This is a genomic window from Phaeodactylibacter xiamenensis, from assembly GCF_000759025.1.
GTDB classification, from domain to species: domain Bacteria; phylum Bacteroidota; class Bacteroidia; order Chitinophagales; family Saprospiraceae; genus Phaeodactylibacter; species Phaeodactylibacter xiamenensis.
Genome location: NZ_JPOS01000075.1, coordinates 138338 through 154917, shown reverse-complemented (window position 1 = coordinate 154917; position 16580 = coordinate 138338). Strand labels below are relative to the sequence as shown.

Here is a 16580-nt window from a genome sequence, read left to right as displayed (position 1 = left end):
CGCCAATGTCATCAACTATTACGCAACAGCGGATCAAGCCTTTTCTGAACGAAGATTTCCTGCTGGAAAATCAAGTCGCCTGTGCACTTTACCACGATTACGCCAAAGTGCAACCCATCATCGATTACCATAACCACCTGCCACCGGACGCCATCGCCAAAGATGCACAGTTTGCCAATATCACCAAGGTTTGGCTGGACGGAGACCACTACAAATGGCGGGCCATGCGGACCCTCGGCGTGGATGAGCGCTTTATCACCGGTGATGCGCCGGACCGGGAGAAGTTCCGCGCCTGGGCCAAAACTGTGCCCTATACCATGCGCAACCCGCTCTACCACTGGACCCACCTGGAGCTGCAGCGATACTTCGGGGTGACCGACCTGCTCCATCCGGATGTGGCGGATGAAGTCTACGATATCACTACTGAACAGTTGCAGCAAGCTTCCCACAGCGCCCGTGGATTGCTCAGGCAGCAGAACGTAGAGCTGGTCTGCACTACAGATGACCCCGTGGACGACCTGGCTCACCACGAGCAAATGGCAGACGCTGACGGTGATTTGCGCATGCTGCCGGCCTTCCGCCCCGATAAAGCCATCCTGATTGAAAAAGCAACCTTTAACGACTATATCAACAAACTGGAAGCGTTAGCGGGTGCAGATATTCAGACCCTGGATCAGTTGCTGTCGGTGCTCGAATCACGCATTCAGTATTTCCATGACCGGGGCTGCCGGCTGGCCGATCATGGGCTGGAGTGCGTGGATGCAGTGGAGTGGACGATGGCAGAAGCCCGGCAGGCCTTTGCAGACAAGCGTTCCGGTATGGAATTGTCTCCGGAGGCTTGCGCCAAATACCGCACGGCTGTGCTGACCGAGCTAGGTAAACTCTATCATCAGAAAGGATGGGTGTGGCAACTGCACCTGGGCGCCCTGCGCAACAATAGCTCCCGCATGATGCAACAACTGGGGCCGGATACCGGCTTCGACAGCATGGGCGACTGGAAGCAGGCACAGGGGCTATCCCGGCTGTTCGACACCCTCGACCGCAGCGATCAATTGCCCAGGACCATTCTCTACAACCTCAACCCGGCGGACAATGAAATCTTCGCCACCATGGCGGGGAATTTCAACGACGGCAGCGTGCGCGGAAAGATGCAGTTTGGCTCCGGCTGGTGGTTCCTTGATCAGAAAGACGGTATGGAAAAGCAGATGAATGCCCTGTCCAACCTTGGTCTGCTCAGCTGCTTCATCGGCATGCTCACAGATAGCCGCAGCTTCTTGTCCTTCCCACGCCACGAATACTTCCGGCGCATCCTTTGCAACCTGATTGGCAGGGATGTCCACAACGGACAATTGCCCAATGACGTCGAGTGGCTGGGCAAAATCGTAGCGGACATCTGCTACCACAATGCGAAAAATTACTTTAACTTCTAAAGTTGCTAAATCAAATGAAAAAGATCGTCACCTTTGGTGAAATTATGTTGCGCCTGACGCCTCCTGGCTACCGGCGCTTGTCTCAGGCCAGCTCCTTCGACGTGATCTACGGTGGTGGAGAGTCGAATGTGGCCGTATCTCTGGCCAACTACGGGCTCCCGACTGAGTTTGTCACCCGACTGCCGGACAATGATATTGGGGAGTGCGCCCTGATGGAAATGCGTAAGCGCAATGTGGGCACGCAACATATTGCCCGTGGTGGTGAACGGCTGGGCATTTACTTTCTGGAAATTGGTGCGGTGGCCCGCGGCAGCAAGGTGGTCTATGACCGGGCTCACTCCGGCATGGCTACTATCGAAAAAGGCATGATTGACTGGGAAACAGTCTTTCAGGATGCGCAGTGGTTCCACTGGACCGGCATCACCCCGGCCATTTCTCAGGGCGCGGCCGACGCCTGCCTGGAAGCGGTACAAACAGCTAATCGTATGGGCATTACCGTCTCCACTGACCTCAATTATCGGAAAAACCTATGGAAATACGGAAAAAAACCCGATGAGGTTATGCCTGAACTCGTGGCGGGCTGTGACGTCATCCTGGGCAACGAGGAAGATGCCGAAAAGCACTTTGGAATTGAGCCCGAAGGCGTGGATGTCACTAAAGGGGACACCATTGATGCACAAGCTTATATCTCGGTTTGCCAGCAGCTGATGGAGCGTTTCCCTCGGTGCAAAAAAGCAATCATTACCCTGCGGGGCTCCATTAGTGCTTCTCACAACACCTGGTCTGGGGTGCTGTACGATGGAAAAACCCTCTTCGAAGCGCCAACCTATCAAATTACGGATATCGTGGACCGCGTAGGTGGTGGCGACAGCTTTATGGGCGGCCTGATTTACGGGCTGCTGACGTATCCGGATGATGATCAGCGGGCGCTCGACTTCGCGGTAGCCGCTTCCTGCCTCAAACATACCATTTATGGAGACGCCAATTTGGTTACGGTTGCCGAGGTCAGGAAACTGATGCAGGGAGATGCTTCCGGACGGGTGAGCCGCTAACCGGAAAAAGAATTATGTTTCATACACTACTTTGGTTGTTTGGTTGCGCCCCGTGCGCGACCAAACACTTTTGTAAGCAACAGAGAAAAAACAAACCTTTCATGGCCAGATATTCAAGAATAGAGGTAGCGGTGACGATGGCGGAAACCGGCCTGGTCCCGCTGTTTTATCATAATGACATCGAATTGTGCAAAAAGGTCCTCAAGGCCTGCTACGATGGGGGTGCCCGCATACTGGAATTTACCAACCGGGGCGACTTCGCCCATGAGGTCTTTCAGGAGTTGAATAAATATGCCCTGAAGGAATTGCCGGGCATGATGCTGGGCGTAGGCTCGGTGACGGACGCCGGTACCGCCAGTTTGTACCTGCAACTGGGCGCGAACTTTGTCGTCACCCCGGTACTACGGGAAGATATTGCTATCGTTTGCAACCGGCGGAAGGTCCTCTGGTCGCCCGGCTGTGGCAGCCTTACGGAGATTGCAAGGGCGGAAGAACTGGGAGCGGAGATTGTGAAAGTCTTCCCGGGCAGCACGCTCGGACCAGGATTTGTGAAAGCCATCAAAGGCCCCTGCCCCTGGACCAGCATCATGCCTACCGGCGGCGTTTCGCCCGATCCGGACAACCTAAAGTCCTGGTTTGATGCCGGGGTGACCTGCGTAGGCATGGGCTCCAAACTGATCACCAAGTCGGTGCTCAAAAGTGGGGACTTTGACCAACTGACCGCCGATGTCAGGGCCACCCTCGACACCATTCAGGAAGTAAAGCCGAAGCAGACATGAAGCTATTTCTACAATTAGTGCTACTTCCTGTGGCGTTGATCTTCATTAGTGGCTGTAGTCAGCAGGACTCCGTGACCGCCATCAAACTGGCGCACGGGCTGGACATTTCCCACCCCGTCCACAAGGGCATGGTCTATTTTGCTGAGCAGGTTGCAGAGCGGTCCAACGGGCAGATGCGCATTGACATTTACCCCAGTGGCCAACTGGGCTCCGAGCGGCAGTGCCTGGAGTTGCTACAGATTGGCAGCCTGGGCATGACAAAAGTATCGGCTGCGGTTTTGGAGAATTTTGCGCCCCGGATGAAGGTGCTCGGCCTGCCTTATCTGTTCCGGGACGACGAACATGCCTGGGCGGTCTTAAACGGCCCTATCGGCAAAGGCCTTCTGCTGGAAGCCCAGAACTACTGGCTCCGGGGTGTTTGTTTTTACGACGCCGGCAGCCGGAGTTTCTATACCAAAGACCGTCCTATTAATTCGCCGGATGACCTCGATGGGCTGAAGGTCCGCGTGATGAACAGTCAGACCGCCATGCAAATGGTCAAGGCACTGGGCGGCGCCCCTACCCCAATTTCCTTTGGTGAATTGTACACTGCACTGCAGCAGGGCGTAGTGGACGGAGCGGAGAATAACCCACCCAGCTTTTATACTTCCCGCCACTATGAGGTTTGCAAGTACTACTCCATTGATGAGCACAGCACCGTACCCGATGTGATGCTGATCGGCACCAATACCTGGGAGCGCCTGACCGCACAGGAACAAACCTGGCTGCAGGAAGCAGCGGATGCTTCCGTAGAATACCAGCGGAAAGTCTGGGCCGCCTCAGAGCAGGAAGCCCTTGATGCGGTCAAAGCCGCGGGTGTGCAAATCAACTACCCCGATAAGTCTCCCTTTGCAGCACGCGTGGAAGACATCTACGAGCGCTACAAGGATGACCCCGAAATTTACGAACTGATTCAGCAAATTCAAGCCGTACAGTAATGCGAAACAACATCAATAAGTATGTAGGCTATTTCCTGGCCTTGCTCATGGCTGTCATGACCGTGGATGTGCTTTGGGGGGTCTTCACCCGCTATATTGTGGGCTCGCAAAGCCCCTGGACAGAGGAGCTGGCCCGTTTTCTGCTGATTTGGATTGGTTTGCTGGGTGCAGCTTATGTAGCCGGTCAAAATCAGCACCTGGCTATCGACATCCTGCCGGAACGACTGGAAGGCGCAGCTAAACAGCGGTTGCAGTGGGCCATCCGCCTGCTGGTGGCAGGCTTTGCCGCCACGGTTTTGGTGGCTGGTGGTGCCCGCCTGGTCTACATCACCTACAAGCTTGGGCAATATTCCGCTGCCTTGCAGGTGCCGCTTTCTGTGGTCTACAGTATTGTCCCCGTGAGCGGGCTACTCATCATCTATTACAAACTCGCTGAGCGCGGTGCCCCAGCCGAAGCTCAGGCCTAAAGACACCCTATGGAAGTCCTTATTCTGGTCTTATCCTTTCTGATTTTGCTGGGCATTGGGGTCCCCATTGCCTGGAGTATTGGCATTTCCAGCCTGTTTACCATGCTGGTCAGCATACCGGCTATGCCGGCTTTCACTACTGTGGCTCAGCGTATGGCCACAGGGCTCGACAGCTTTGCCCTGCTGGCTATTCCGTTTTTCATCCTGGCCGGGCAATTGATGAACCGGGGTGGGATTGCCCGCAGGCTGATTGATTTCGCCAAAACGCTGGTGGGCGCCCTGCCCGGTGGGCTGGCACATGTGAATATCATCGCTGCCATGCTTTTTGGGGCCATCTCTGGTTCGGCAGTAGCAGCCGCTTCCGCGATTGGTGGATTTATGGGGAAGCGTATGGAAGACGAAGGCTATGACAAATCCTTTGGTGCAGCTGTGAATATCACTTCCGCGACCACCGGCATGACGATTCCTCCCAGTAATATCCTGATTGTTTATTCCCTGGCCAGTGGTGGGGCTTCGATTGCGGCACTTTTCCTGGCCGGGTACCTGCCGGGAATCCTTACCGGCCTGTTCCTCATGATTGTCGCTGGGGTCTGGGCCAAACGGAAAGGCTACCCCGTGGGCGAACGGAGTCAGCTGCGGGAAGTTGCCCGGACTTTTCTGGATGCCCTGCCCAGCCTGCTGTTGCTGGTTATCGTGATCGGGGGGATTGTGGTGGGTATTTTTACAGCAACTGAGGCTTCTGCCGTGGCAGTCCTGTACTGCCTTGTCCTGGGCTTCTGGTACCAGGAGTTTAAGGCAACTGACATGCCGGACATCCTGCTGCACGCGGTCAGTACCACAGCGATTGTGATGCTGCTCATTGGTACGTCCATGAGCATGTCCTGGATTATGGCATTTGAGAATATCCCCCAGCAGATTACCGCACTGCTGCTATCGGTGAGCGACAGCCCGGTGGTGATCCTCCTGATTATCAATTTGATCCTGCTGTTTGTGGGCGTATTTATGGACATGACGCCGGCGGTGCTCATCTTCACGCCCATTTTTCTGCCGGTGGTGCAGGAAATGGGTATGGACCCGGTCCACTTCGGGATCATCATGGTACTGAACCTTTCCATTGGGCTGTGCACGCCTCCGGTGGGATCGGTATTGTTTGTGGGCGTCGGTGTAGCCGGCACAAGCATTCAGAAAGTCGTCAAACCGCTGCTGCCGCTGTTTATTGCCATGATTGTTGCGCTGCTCATTGTCACCTATGTACCGGGGCTTTCCCTGTGGCTGCCCGAAGTATTTGGCTACTAAAAAAACTAAAATGCACGACCCGTTTTTGATCATCCATCCGAAAGATAATGTGGGCGTCGCGCTGCGTGACCTCGCTGAAGCCCAACAACTGGATACCCCCACAGGGCCGGTTATGCTGGCAGAACCCATTGCCGCCAAGCACAAATTCACCCTGCAGCCACTATCAGCCGGCGAAGCAGTATATATGTACGGTGTACTTGTGGGCAAGACCACCCGGGATATTCCTGCGGGTGGAAAGATTACCACGGAAAACCTCATACACGCTGCTGAAGATTTTACCCTGGCAGAACGTTCCACCGAATGGAAAAAACCGGACATTTCCCGCTTTGAAGGGCGGACCTTCCGGGGATTCCACCGGGAAGACGGGCGGGTCGGCACCCGTAATTTCTGGCTGGTCATTCCGCTGGTTTTTTGTGAAAACCGAAACATACAGGTCATACGGGAAGCTATGACGGCAGAACTGGGCTACGTAACGGAGCGTCAGTTTGCCGTAGACACCCGCCGCCTCGTGGAAGCCTACCGGTCGGGGGCCAATGAAGCCGCCCTCTTGCAGGAGGAGATCATCCGTGAGGGCGCTGCTCTGAAGGAAGATCGGGTGTTTCCTCAGGTGGATGGCATTAAGTTTCTGACGCATCAGGCGGGATGTGGGGGCACAAGAGAGGATGCAACAGCGCTCTGTCAGCTGCTGGCTGGCTACATCGCCCACCCCAATGTAGCCGGTGCAACGGTGTTGAGCCTGGGTTGTCAGCACGCACAGCCCGCGCACCTCCGGGAAGCCCTGCAACGTATGGCGCCTCATTACAGCCGCCCGCTTTTTATCCTTGAGCAACAGCAAAGTCAGTCCGAACGGCACTTCATAGCCGAAGCCGTTAAGCAAACTTTCGTGGGCCTGATTCAGGCTAACAGAGCCCGGCGACAACCTGCACCGTTGAGTAAACTCACCCTTGGGCTGGAGTGCGGCGGCTCGGACGGCTTCTCCGGTATTTCTGCCAATCCGGCGCTTGGGCATGCCTCAGATATACTGGTAGCCCTGGGCGGTACCGCTATTCTGTCTGAATTTCCGGAACTGAACGGTGTGGAACAGGAGCTGCTGAACCGCTGCCGGGATGAGCAGACCGCACAAAAGTTTTACGACCTTATGCAAACCTACGCCCGCCGGGCAGCAGAGGTGGGGTCCGGTTTTGATATGAACCCCTCACCGGGCAATATCCGGGATGGGTTGATCACAGACGCGATCAAGTCCGCAGGGGCAGCGAAGAAAGGAGGCTCCTCACCGGTTACGGCGGTGCTCGACTATACGGAGCAGGCGGTCACGCCCGGGCTCAACCTGCTGTGCACACCGGGCAATGACGTGGAAAGCACGACCGGGCTGGCGGGCTCCGGAGCGAATATCATTGTATTTACCACCGGGCTGGGCACCCCCACCGGCAACCCTGTAGCGCCCACCCTCAAAATGTCCACGAATACGGCACTAGCCAGGCGTATGCCTGACCTGATCGATATCGATGCGGGCACCATCATCACCGGTGAAGACAACCTGGTGTCAAAAGGCGAAGCCCTGCTGGAGCTCATCATCGAGGTAGCCAACGGGGAAACAGACCCAAAGGCCATGCAGCTGCAGCAGGATGACTTCATCCCCTGGAAGCGGGGCGTTTCACTTTAAGACTTAATAGCCCAGGATTTTCAGCATGGCTTCCGGGCTTTGCTCCGCCTGATAGAGCTCGTCCACGAGATTCCCCTGATCGTCCTTGTACACCAAAATATGCTTGGGCGAAGGGATCAGGCAATGCTTGATGCCCCCGTACCCGCTGATCGAATCCTGATAGGCTCCGGTGTGGAAGAAGCCCAGGTAAAGCGGCTCCTCATCGGTGGAAGGGAAGGCCGGCAGGTAAACCTGGCTTTCGTGCACCTCAGAGTTGTAGTAGTCGGAATTGTCGCAGCTCAGCCCTCCGATGTTTACCCGTCGGTAGTCGTTATACCATTTGTTGATGGGCAGGAGGATGAACCGCTCGCTGATGCCCCAGGTGTCGGGCAGCGTAGTCATGAGAGAGTTGTCGATCATGTACCACATCTCGGAATCGTTCTGTAGCTTTTGACCGAGGACAGAGAAGATGGTCGCGCCGCTTTCCCCTACCGTATACTTCCCAAATTCGGTGAAGATATCCGGCTCCGGGATTTCCTCTTCCTCGCAGGCCTGTGAAATGAGGCCTACGATTTCCTTGACCATGTATTTGTAATCGAACTCAAAGCCCAGAGAATTGCGGATGGGCATTCCCCCACCGATATTGATAGCTTTGAGGTCCTGACTGTTGCGCTTCAGCTCGCAGTACAATTTGATGGCTTTCTTCAGTTCGCCCCAGTAGTAGAGGGAGTCCTTGATACCCGTGTCCACAAAAAAGTGGAGCATTTTGAGCTGGAACTTATCGTTGTTCTTAACACGCTCCTCAAAAAAGCGCAGGACATCCGCGTGCCGGATGCCGAGGCGGGAGGTATAAAACTCAAAGTTGGGCTCCTCTTCTGTAGCCACGCGCAAGCCAATTTTGCAGACTCCTTTCACGTGCTGCTCGTAGAAGTCCAGCTCCGCCATATTATCGCAGACCGGAATGACATTCTCAAAGCCATCGTTGATAAGGGCAGCGATGCGCTCGAGATAGCCCCGGGTTTTAAAGCCGTTGCAAACGATAATGGTTTCCTTCTGCAGCCGGCCCCGCTTGTGCAGGCGGCGGATGAGGTCAATATCGAATGCCGAGGAGGTTTCTATCTCCACGCCATGCCGCAACACCTCATTGAGCACATGGCTGAAGTGGCTGCTTTTGGTGCAGTAGCAATAGTGGTACTTGCCACGGTAGCCCATTGCCTTCATAGCCCGGGTAAACATATTCCGGGCTTTTTTGATCTGCGAACCAATTTTGGGCAAATACGTCAGCTTAAGGGGAGTGCCGTATTTCTGAATGAGGTAACGAAGCGGGACCCCGTTGAACAACAGGTTGCCATCTTCCAGATCAAAGCCCTCCTGCGGGAAGTAGAAGGTCTGATCGATGAGGTCAAAGTATCGGTTGGTTGCAGCCAATGCTTCTGGTTTAATGATAATTGGACAAAAACAGCGCAAAATTAGTCGACTTACGCCAATATGGAAGCGCGAAAGCCTATTAATTGTTTTCAAAGCCAAACTAATATTCGGAGATTGGGCAGGGCGCTCCGGAAAGTTGCCCGAAAAATAATACTTTTGGGCAAAATCAGACGATATGGACCACCCAGATGCACTTCGGCAGGTTGCTGCCTTCCACCGTACTTTTAAGCACCCCATTGAGCCGGAGCCCACCATTCCGGATGAAACCCGCTGCAAGCTCCGGGTCAGTCTGCTGGCAGAAGAAGTCAGGGAGCTGGAACAGGCTATTGCCGACCGCGATCTTACGGAAATCGCCGATGCGCTTTGTGACATTCAGTACGTGCTTTCGGGAGCCATCCTGGAATTTGGGCTGGCGGATAAGTTCAAAGCCCTGTTTGAGGAGGTGCAGCGTTCCAACATGAGCAAGGCCTGCAGTACCCGGGAGGAAGCAGAGCAGACGATGGCCTACTATAAAACCGAGCGTGGCTTCGACAGCTATGTCGTGGAGGAGGACGGGCGCTTTCTGGTCTACCGGAAGGAAGACAACAAGACCCTGAAGTCCGTTGCCTACTCTCCTGCCGACCTGCAAGCGATACTAAAACCTTAAACTTTGTCTACCCAGCTCAGCAGGTCCTTCATATCAAAAGGCTTAGTCAGGTAAGCGACTGCCCCGAGGGTTTGCCCTCTGGCGACATCCACTTTCTGAGCCGCTGCAGACAGGAAGATAAAGGGAATGTCTTTAAGCGCGCTGTCCTGATTGGCGCGTTCTTTAATTTCGAATCCGTTCAGTAACGGCATTTTCACATCGCAGATGACGAGGTCCGGCTGTTCCGCCTGCAGGAAAGCCCAGCCCTCCTGCCCGTTGGTTGCCACTACTACATCATGACCGCTTAGTTCCAGGTACTCGGTAAGGTTTTCCCGGATCGTAGGCGTGTCTTCCACCAGCAATATTTTCTTCATTGAACTCCTTTATGGCCAAGTTGAAAAATGGAAGTGCCCCCCCGTAGCTAATGCTCACTGGGGCTGGCTAAAACGCTTAAAAAAAGGCGTCGAAGTTCTGCTCGTGTTGGATTGGTTTTGCCGTCAAAAAAGACCTTGCCGTTCACAATAATGGCAGGTATGGAACTGACGCCTGAGGCCAGGATCGTCTCTACGTCCATCACCTGTTCTATCGGAGCAGTCAGGTCCAGCTCCCGGACAACGTCTTCCAGCTGCCGGAAAAGCTGCCGGTGGCGACTATTGCCCAAGCCTAGTACTAATATCTTATTCATGCTCCTTCGGTTTTTAATCTGGCAGCAAGGTGCACAAAAAGGCCGTACGGTACTTCTGACATAAGTCAGGTAGGTATTTGAATTATATCAGCCTGCCCCCTTCGGCAAGCTTGATTCCGGACACTGCCATTAATAACAGTTTCTGATATAAAGTGCTCCGGTATTGGCTTTTTACCCACAGGCGTTTATATTTACGCTCCGGTAACGTTTAAGCAGAAATGTCAGATACACCCAACCATAGTCAACCATCACATCGAACGCCGCTTCTCTTTGAGCGCTTTATGAGCCAGCAAATAAGCGGTTTGGCTACCGTCCGCCCGGATGGGCTTATACTTGGCGTAGATGCCTCTGCTGCCCGTATCCTTGGTGTAGATGCCCAATCCGTGAAAGGCAAAAATATCCGTGATTTCATACCTGTCCTTGAGATACCCGAGGCGTTCTCTGCGCAAGAACAGCATGGCCTAACGACCATTGAGCACGAAGAATATGCCCATACCGTAGCCTATACCCTCAGGGGGGGATGGGAACAGGAGCAGAGCCTTTATTTTTTAGTCCTCCACCTCCGTGACTCTATAACCAAAGGGCTGGAGCTCTACCGTCATATGTTTGAGTGGATCCCTACTGGCCTCGTGATTTATAACCTCGATCAGCAAATGCCGCTCACCTGTAATCAGCGGCTGCTCGACCTGATAAATGTGCCTACAGAAGCGGAAGTACTCCATCCGGACAGCGTCTTGAGCCAAAAGCTTAAAACCCAGCTCTCCGGCATCCGATGGGACCAGGAACAATCCTTTCAGGTACACCTGACTACTCCGGATGGCCAACCGGTCTGCCTCAAAGCGACCACCAGTCTCATCCCCACTTTAGATGGAAGCATTATTTTAGTCCTCTTGCAGGATATCACCCAGCAAAATGTAAATGCCCGCGCCTTAAAGGAGAGCCGCAACACCCTGGAAGCAATAATTGGCAATGCTGTGGACGGTATCATCATTATTGACCACCGGGGCCAGATTCAAATGACTAATGAAGCCACAAGCCAGCTATTTGGATACCAGGCTGAGGAAATGCTTGGGCAAAACATAAGCATGCTCATGCCGGAGCCCCACCGCAGTGCCCACGATGGCTACCTCCAAAACTATATGGCTACTGGCGAAGGGCAAATTATTGGCGTGGGCCGGGAAGTACAGGGAAAACGCAAAAACGGCGAACTATTCCCTTTCCGGCTTGGGGTCAGCCGCATTGAAACAGAGGTTGGGCTGCTGTTCACCGGTGTGATCCACGACCTGACCGAAGAACATAAGGCTAAAGAAGAGATCATCAATCTTAACCGGGAGCTGGAGCAAAAGGTCGAAGAACGAACGGAAAAGCTGACCGAGGTGGTCAACAAACTCCTTCAGTCCAACCTCAAACTGGAAGAGCAAATCAAGGAAAGGCGGGCCGCAGAGGAAGCCCTCAGGCAAAACGAGGAGGAACTGCGACAAGCACTCGAACGGGAAAAAGAACTGAGCGAACTCAAATCGCGCTTCGTCTCTATGGCTTCACACGAATTCCGTACCCCCCTTACGACCATTGCTTCTTCCTCTGAACTGGTCAAGCTATACACGGATACTACCCAACAGCCCAAACGCGAAAAACACCTGCGCCGCATTCAGTCTGCCGTAACCAACCTGACCGGCATCCTGGGCGATTTCCTCTCCCTGAGCAAACTGGAAGAGGGTAAAATCAGCAATGTGCCATCTCCGGTCAGCCTGCCGGAATTGCTCGAAGAGTCCGTTGATGATGTGCATGTCCTTTTGAAAAAAGAACAAAGCGTGGTCCGGGACTTCGAGGGCCTGGGCGAGGAGGTGATGATCGATAAAAAAATCCTCAAAAACATCATGCTCAACCTGCTGTCGAATGCCATCAAATATTCCGATCCCGGCTCGACTGTATGGCTGACGGCCCGGCTTGAGCAAGGCACGCTCAAAGTTAAGGTGCGGGACGAGGGCATCGGCATCCCGGAGAGCGACCAAAAACACTTGTTCAGCCGCTTCTTCCGGGCCGATAATGCCGTCAATATCCAAGGCACCGGGCTGGGCCTGAATATCGTGCACCGCTACCTGGAGCTGCTGGGTGGCAGCATCGGTTTTGAAAGCGTAGAAGGCAAGGGCACTACTTTTTTCTTTGAAGTGCCCGTAGGCGATTAGTCACTAAGTTCATTCGCTTTTTCAATGAGTTCTAACAATTCCTGCCGGTACCCGCCCGGGTCGTAAGTCATTGCACCGGAGCACCAGTTATAAATCTCATCATAACTGGTTTGCCCTTTGTATTCTGAATCCCGCATTAGCAGCCCAAAACTGGCTACCCCAGCCGCAAACCGCATATGCTCAGATGCCTGATCAAAGGTTGCGCTTTGATCAGGGATGTCTAAAAAGATCAGCTGGCTAACATCCGAAGTGGGGTCTTTGTACCGGAATTCGATGGTAAATGTAGGCACGCCAAAGCTGCTCCCACCACCACCGGCTGGCTTGATTTCGTAAAGTGCTGTAATGGCCTGCCCGGAACCGATCTCACCTCCGTCTGCTTCATCGTCCTCAAAGTCTTCGTTGTCCAGTAAACGGTTTTCGTAGCCGATCAAACGATAGGCTTCTACCAAATTCGTGTTGAAGGTGACCTGGACTTTTACGTCTTTGGCTACAGTATATAGCTTGCCGAGCTCCGCCACCAGGACTTTCTCCGCTTGTTGCTGATTGTCAATGTATTCGTAAGTGCCATTCCCGTTGTTGGCGATTTGCTCCATGAGCTGATCGTTTAAATTGCCGGTACCGAAGCCCAGGACGGTCAGGAAGACGCCCTGCTCCCGCTTCTCTTCAATGAGTTGTACCAATTCCTCTGTACTCGATGGCCCCACATTGAAATCGCCATCGGTAGCCAGTATTACCCGGTTATTGCCTTCTTCAATGTAGTTATCCAGGGCAATTTCGTAAGCCGTGTTGATGCCATCAGCGCCCGCAGTGCTGCCACCGGAGGTCAGCCCTTCGATGGCGTTGATAATCGTCTCGGTCTGATCCCCTGCCGTGGAAGGCAAAGCCACACCCGCCTGTCCGGCATAGGTGACGATAGCGACACGGTCTTCGGCAGTAAGCTCCTGTGCCAGTAGTTTGAAGGCTTCCTGCAAAAGCGGCAGTTTCCTTGCACTCGCCATGGAACCGGAAACGTCAATTAAAAAAACCAGGTTGGAAGGCGGGATATCCTCCTCCTCAATGGTTTGACCCTTTATGCCAATACGGACCAGTATATGGGCCGGCGCCCAGGGACAACGGCTGACTTCTCCGTTTAGCCCGATCGGGTCTGGGCCCTCAGGCTGGGGGTAGTCGTAGTCGAAGTAATTGATGAGCTCCTCGGTACGCAAAGCATCCGGGGGCGGCATAATGCCATCGGTCAGAAAACGGCGGGCATTGCTGTAGGAAGCGCCGTCCGCATCAATGGAGAAGGTGGAAGTGGGTTCTTCGGCAGTGGCGATGAAGGGGTTTTCGATGATTTCGGCGTACTGCTCACCGGTAACATCATAGTTAATGTAAGGCCCTCCTGCTCCGTTAACACCGTTTATAAGGGTACTGTCGCTGTACCGCCCGGGCTCATCGCTTTCGTCTAAAGAACATCCCCAAAGCAGGGCAGTAGCCAGAAATAATACAAGATACTTATGCATAATGGTTTCGGTTTAGTTTACTGTTGATGAATTGCCTCGCAGCCTATGGCCTGAAACGCCCCTTACGATACTTAAGGTAGGCCATCCGTAACAGGTATATGGTGTGAGTCGTATGCCCGGCCCAAAAGGGTTGGGTTGTTGGTCCAAAAGCGTGCCACTTTCAGCGAAAACCTTTTTTTGTTGACCGATTGTTCTGTAATTTACACTTCTTTCAAACCCGGCACCATGAAGTGGAAAGACATCGACTATAAAGAAGAGGCAGAGCAATTCCGGTATACGGTAGTGAGTTTTCCGGCTGCCGTGCGGTTTATTCTCAAAGAGCGTGTGTGGGAAGGATTCTGGACTTATGGCTGGTTTTCCCGTATCCTTACTTTTGTGGCTATCCTTGTGGGGCTCAATATGATTGGCGATGCTCTGGAATTCTTCGAAGGCTTCAACGAGAATGCCATAGCGCTGTCTTTTTCCGGAGTGACCTCTTTTGCCCAAAATCTTTACGACAACAGTATCGGCTTTCTGACGGACAGCGGTAGCCGCTTCCTCATGCTCGTCCTGCTGGAGGTCATCATTTTCCATGCCTCCCGTCAGACCCTCCGGCTTATTGCAGGCAGGGACAGCAAGGCCGCATTTGGCGATTTTCTAAATGCGCAGATCCGTATGCTGATCGTCAGTGGATTTGCCTGGCTGATGACACTGCTCGTGGCCATACCGGTCAAGGTTTTCTTCGGGGTTTTTGAATTCCTGGACTTCCTGAAACCGGGATTTCTTTTTGTGATTGAAGCCTTCTTCCTTGGCTTTTCGGTGGTGGACAATTATCAGGAACAGTACGGCCTGAGCATAAATGAAAGCTTTAAACAAGCCAAAGAGAACCTGGGCATCAACCTCGCAATCGGCATCGTTGTCCGGTTGCTTTTCTGGGTGCCGGTACTGGGCCCGGTGGTCGCCCCGCTCATTGCAGCTGTAGCCGCAACCATTGTCATGCATGAAGAATGTGATTTGGAATCGAAAGTCCCCTTGTCAGAAGAGATGGAAGCAGTAGCATAAGTAAGCCGCAGCGGATGCTTACAGGCGGGCGGGGTAAGCAAATGCATAGGTCTTTTCGGCAGATTTCCTTATTTTTCGCCGAAACATCAAAAGATAAATCATGAAGCTCAATCCAATCCTGATTATCCTGTTCGCCTTTCTGCTGGCTCTGCCTGCGGGCGCTCAGGTAGACCTCATCAACAAGGTAAAAGATAATCAAAGTGAAAATGCCAAAGCCGGCTTCCAGTGGACACCGGTGGTGGACCTGGAGCGCACCTCTGTGAAAAATCAGGGCGCATCCGGCACCTGTTGGAGCTACAGCTCTAACTCCTTTCTGGAGTCCGAAATGATCCGCATGGGCAAAGAACCGGTAGACCTGGCGGAGATGTTCACCGTGCGCAATACCTACGAAGAAAAAGCAGACCGCTATGTGCGCCTGCATGGCAACCTGAACTTCGGGCAGGGCGGTGCCTTGCCGGATGTGATCGATATGTACGGCAAGTACGGCGCTGTGCCTCAGTCTGCCTACGCCGGCCTGAACTACGGTTACGATTACAACCGCCACGGCGAAATGGAAGCCATTCTCAAGGGGATGCTTGATGCCGTCATTGCGAATAAGAACAAACGACTTTCTCCGGTCTGGAAAGAAGCCTACAATAAGGTCCTGGATGTTTACCTGGGCGAACACCCGGAATCGTTTGAGTATATGGGCAAGACCTACACCCCGAAGTCCTTTGCAGAGGAAGTTGTGGGCGTAGAGGCCGGGGACTATGTGCAGGTCACAAGCTGGTCTCACCACCCTCTATACGAAAAGTGTGTCATACTGGTACCGGACAACTGGACCTACGGGGAGTCGTACAACGTGGCTATGGAAGACATGATCACGATTATTGACCACGCCCTGAAGAATGGGTACTCCATTTCCTGGGCAGCAGATGTAAGCGAGAAGTACTTCTCCTGGAAGAATGGTATTGCGTTTGTGCCCGAGCAGGATTACGCCGATATGGCTGCCGAAGAGCGGGAACAACTCTTCAATGGCCCTAAGCCGGAAGCTGCAATCACAGTGGAAATGCGTCAGGAAGCTTACGACAACTATACCACCACGGATGACCACGGCATGCAGATTGTGGGCATCTCCAAAGATCAAAACGGCAAGGAGTGGTACCTCGTGAAGAACTCCTGGGGCACGGGCAATGATTACGAAGGTTATCTGTACGTGAGCAAAAACTACGTGCGCTACAAGACCCTGTCGTTCCTGCTCCATAAGGAAGGTATACCGGCAAGCCTGCGCAAAAAGCTTAGCATGTAAGCGCCATACGGGTTACCGGTAACGGATAATATGCCCCTGCACCTTACTTCAAAGAGGATGCGGGGGCATAGCTTTTACAGTGGGTTGGACTAAAAAACGGATGCACTGCGCAAGACAGGCATCCGTGAATTAGCGGCTAAAATTATTTCATAGTGTCTGCTGGAGTTCTTAGGTTTAAGTAG

The 16580-nt window shown here is 53.4% G+C and carries 15 protein-coding genes; 11 read left to right on the top strand and 4 right to left on the bottom strand.

Features of this window, described 5'->3' with window-relative positions; all coding sequences use genetic code 11:
* Positions 1-5: 5 nt before the first annotated feature.
* From uxaC to IX84_RS19000, 7 genes are all read left to right on the top strand, one after another.
* The gene (gene uxaC / locus IX84_RS19030) at positions 6-1430 is read left to right on the top strand and encodes a glucuronate isomerase (RefSeq protein ID WP_044224302.1); all 1425 of its coding nucleotides are present in this window, start codon (positions 6-8) and stop codon (positions 1428-1430) included.
* A 14-nt stretch (positions 1431-1444) separates the two neighbouring features.
* Entirely contained in the window at positions 1445-2482 is a 1038-nt protein-coding gene (locus tag IX84_RS19025) for a sugar kinase (protein ID WP_044224300.1), read from the top strand.
* Positions 2483-2583: 101 nt separating this feature from the next.
* Positions 2584-3261, top strand: a complete 678-nt coding sequence (locus tag IX84_RS19020) for a bifunctional 4-hydroxy-2-oxoglutarate aldolase/2-dehydro-3-deoxy-phosphogluconate aldolase (protein WP_044224297.1) — start codon at positions 2584-2586, stop codon at positions 3259-3261.
* Positions 3258-4238, top strand: coding sequence for a TRAP transporter substrate-binding protein (locus tag IX84_RS19015; RefSeq protein ID WP_044224296.1), 981 nt, complete (start codon positions 3258-3260; stop codon positions 4236-4238). The genes IX84_RS19020 and IX84_RS19015 overlap by 4 nt, the downstream gene beginning before the upstream one ends.
* Entirely contained in the window at positions 4238-4705 is a 468-nt protein-coding gene (locus tag IX84_RS19010) for a TRAP transporter small permease (protein WP_044224294.1), read from the top strand. The genes IX84_RS19015 and IX84_RS19010 overlap by 1 nt, the downstream gene beginning before the upstream one ends.
* Positions 4706-4714: 9 nt before the next feature.
* Positions 4715-6001, top strand: a complete 1287-nt coding sequence (locus IX84_RS19005; RefSeq protein WP_044224292.1) for a TRAP transporter large permease — start codon at positions 4715-4717, stop codon at positions 5999-6001.
* A gap of 10 nt (positions 6002-6011) precedes the next feature.
* On the top strand, positions 6012-7664 hold the full coding sequence (locus IX84_RS19000) for a UxaA family hydrolase (RefSeq protein ID WP_044224290.1): 1653 nt from the start codon (positions 6012-6014) through the stop codon (positions 7662-7664).
* A gap of 3 nt (positions 7665-7667) precedes the next feature.
* On the opposite strand, the gene IX84_RS18995 is transcribed toward IX84_RS19000, so the two are convergent.
* Positions 7668-9071, bottom strand: a complete 1404-nt coding sequence (locus IX84_RS18995) for a type III PLP-dependent enzyme domain-containing protein (protein WP_044224288.1) — start codon at positions 9069-9071, stop codon at positions 7668-7670.
* A gap of 175 nt (positions 9072-9246) precedes the next feature.
* Between IX84_RS18995 and IX84_RS18990 the strand changes: the two genes are divergently transcribed.
* Positions 9247-9717 (top strand): pyrophosphohydrolase domain-containing protein, encoded by a 471-nt coding sequence (locus tag IX84_RS18990; RefSeq protein WP_044224286.1) that lies wholly within the window; start codon positions 9247-9249, stop codon positions 9715-9717.
* Here IX84_RS18990 and IX84_RS18985 read toward each other — a convergent pair.
* Positions 9714-10070 (bottom strand): response regulator, encoded by a 357-nt coding sequence (locus tag IX84_RS18985; RefSeq protein WP_044224284.1) that lies wholly within the window; start codon positions 10068-10070, stop codon positions 9714-9716. The genes IX84_RS18990 and IX84_RS18985 overlap by 4 nt on opposite strands.
* Before the next feature lie 47 nt (positions 10071-10117).
* Positions 10118-10381, bottom strand: a complete 264-nt coding sequence (locus tag IX84_RS18980; protein WP_044224282.1) for a thioredoxin family protein — start codon at positions 10379-10381, stop codon at positions 10118-10120.
* Positions 10382-10662: 281 nt separating this feature from the next.
* Here IX84_RS18980 and IX84_RS18975 point away from each other — a divergent pair, with 281 nt between their 5' ends.
* Positions 10663-12567 (top strand): sensor histidine kinase, encoded by a 1905-nt coding sequence (locus tag IX84_RS18975; RefSeq protein ID WP_160213827.1) that lies wholly within the window; start codon positions 10663-10665, stop codon positions 12565-12567.
* Here IX84_RS18975 and IX84_RS18970 read toward each other — a convergent pair.
* Positions 12564-14069, bottom strand: a complete 1506-nt coding sequence (locus IX84_RS18970) for a vWA domain-containing protein (protein ID WP_052516208.1) — start codon at positions 14067-14069, stop codon at positions 12564-12566. The genes IX84_RS18975 and IX84_RS18970 overlap by 4 nt on opposite strands.
* Before the next feature lie 225 nt (positions 14070-14294).
* Here IX84_RS18970 and IX84_RS18965 point away from each other — a divergent pair, with 225 nt between their 5' ends.
* Both IX84_RS18965 and IX84_RS18960 read left to right on the top strand, forming a co-directional pair.
* Entirely contained in the window at positions 14295-15110 is an 816-nt protein-coding gene (locus IX84_RS18965; protein WP_152605140.1) for a hypothetical protein, read from the top strand.
* A gap of 100 nt (positions 15111-15210) precedes the next feature.
* Entirely contained in the window at positions 15211-16398 is a 1188-nt protein-coding gene (locus IX84_RS18960) for a C1 family peptidase (protein ID WP_044224278.1), read from the top strand.
* Positions 16399-16580: the final 182 nt, after the last annotated feature.

What these genes read in the sequence shown, in the direction of transcription:
- IX84_RS18970 (WP_052516208.1), bottom strand. Translation starts at nt 14,069, where the DNA reads ATGCATAAGTATCTTGTATTATTTCTGGCTACTGCCCTGCTTTGGGGA.
- IX84_RS18975 (WP_160213827.1), top strand. Translation starts at nt 10,663, where the DNA reads ATGAGCCAGCAAATAAGCGGTTTGGCTACCGTCCGCCCGGATGGGCTT.
- IX84_RS18960 (WP_044224278.1), top strand. Translation starts at nt 15,211, where the DNA reads ATGAAGCTCAATCCAATCCTGATTATCCTGTTCGCCTTTCTGCTGGCT.
- IX84_RS19015 (WP_044224296.1), top strand. Translation starts at nt 3,258, where the DNA reads ATGAAGCTATTTCTACAATTAGTGCTACTTCCTGTGGCGTTGATCTTC.
- IX84_RS18985 (WP_044224284.1), bottom strand. Translation starts at nt 10,070, where the DNA reads ATGAAGAAAATATTGCTGGTGGAAGACACGCCTACGATCCGGGAAAAC.
- IX84_RS19020 (WP_044224297.1), top strand. Translation starts at nt 2,584, where the DNA reads ATGGCCAGATATTCAAGAATAGAGGTAGCGGTGACGATGGCGGAAACC.
- IX84_RS19010 (WP_044224294.1), top strand. Translation starts at nt 4,238, where the DNA reads ATGCGAAACAACATCAATAAGTATGTAGGCTATTTCCTGGCCTTGCTC.
- IX84_RS19025 (WP_044224300.1), top strand. Translation starts at nt 1,445, where the DNA reads ATGAAAAAGATCGTCACCTTTGGTGAAATTATGTTGCGCCTGACGCCT.
- IX84_RS18980 (WP_044224282.1), bottom strand. Translation starts at nt 10,381, where the DNA reads ATGAATAAGATATTAGTACTAGGCTTGGGCAATAGTCGCCACCGGCAG.
- uxaC (WP_044224302.1), top strand. Translation starts at nt 6, where the DNA reads ATGTCATCAACTATTACGCAACAGCGGATCAAGCCTTTTCTGAACGAA.
- IX84_RS18965 (WP_152605140.1), top strand. Translation starts at nt 14,295, where the DNA reads ATGAAGTGGAAAGACATCGACTATAAAGAAGAGGCAGAGCAATTCCGG.
- IX84_RS19005 (WP_044224292.1), top strand. Translation starts at nt 4,715, where the DNA reads ATGGAAGTCCTTATTCTGGTCTTATCCTTTCTGATTTTGCTGGGCATT.
- IX84_RS18990 (WP_044224286.1), top strand. Translation starts at nt 9,247, where the DNA reads ATGGACCACCCAGATGCACTTCGGCAGGTTGCTGCCTTCCACCGTACT.
- IX84_RS19000 (WP_044224290.1), top strand. Translation starts at nt 6,012, where the DNA reads ATGCACGACCCGTTTTTGATCATCCATCCGAAAGATAATGTGGGCGTC.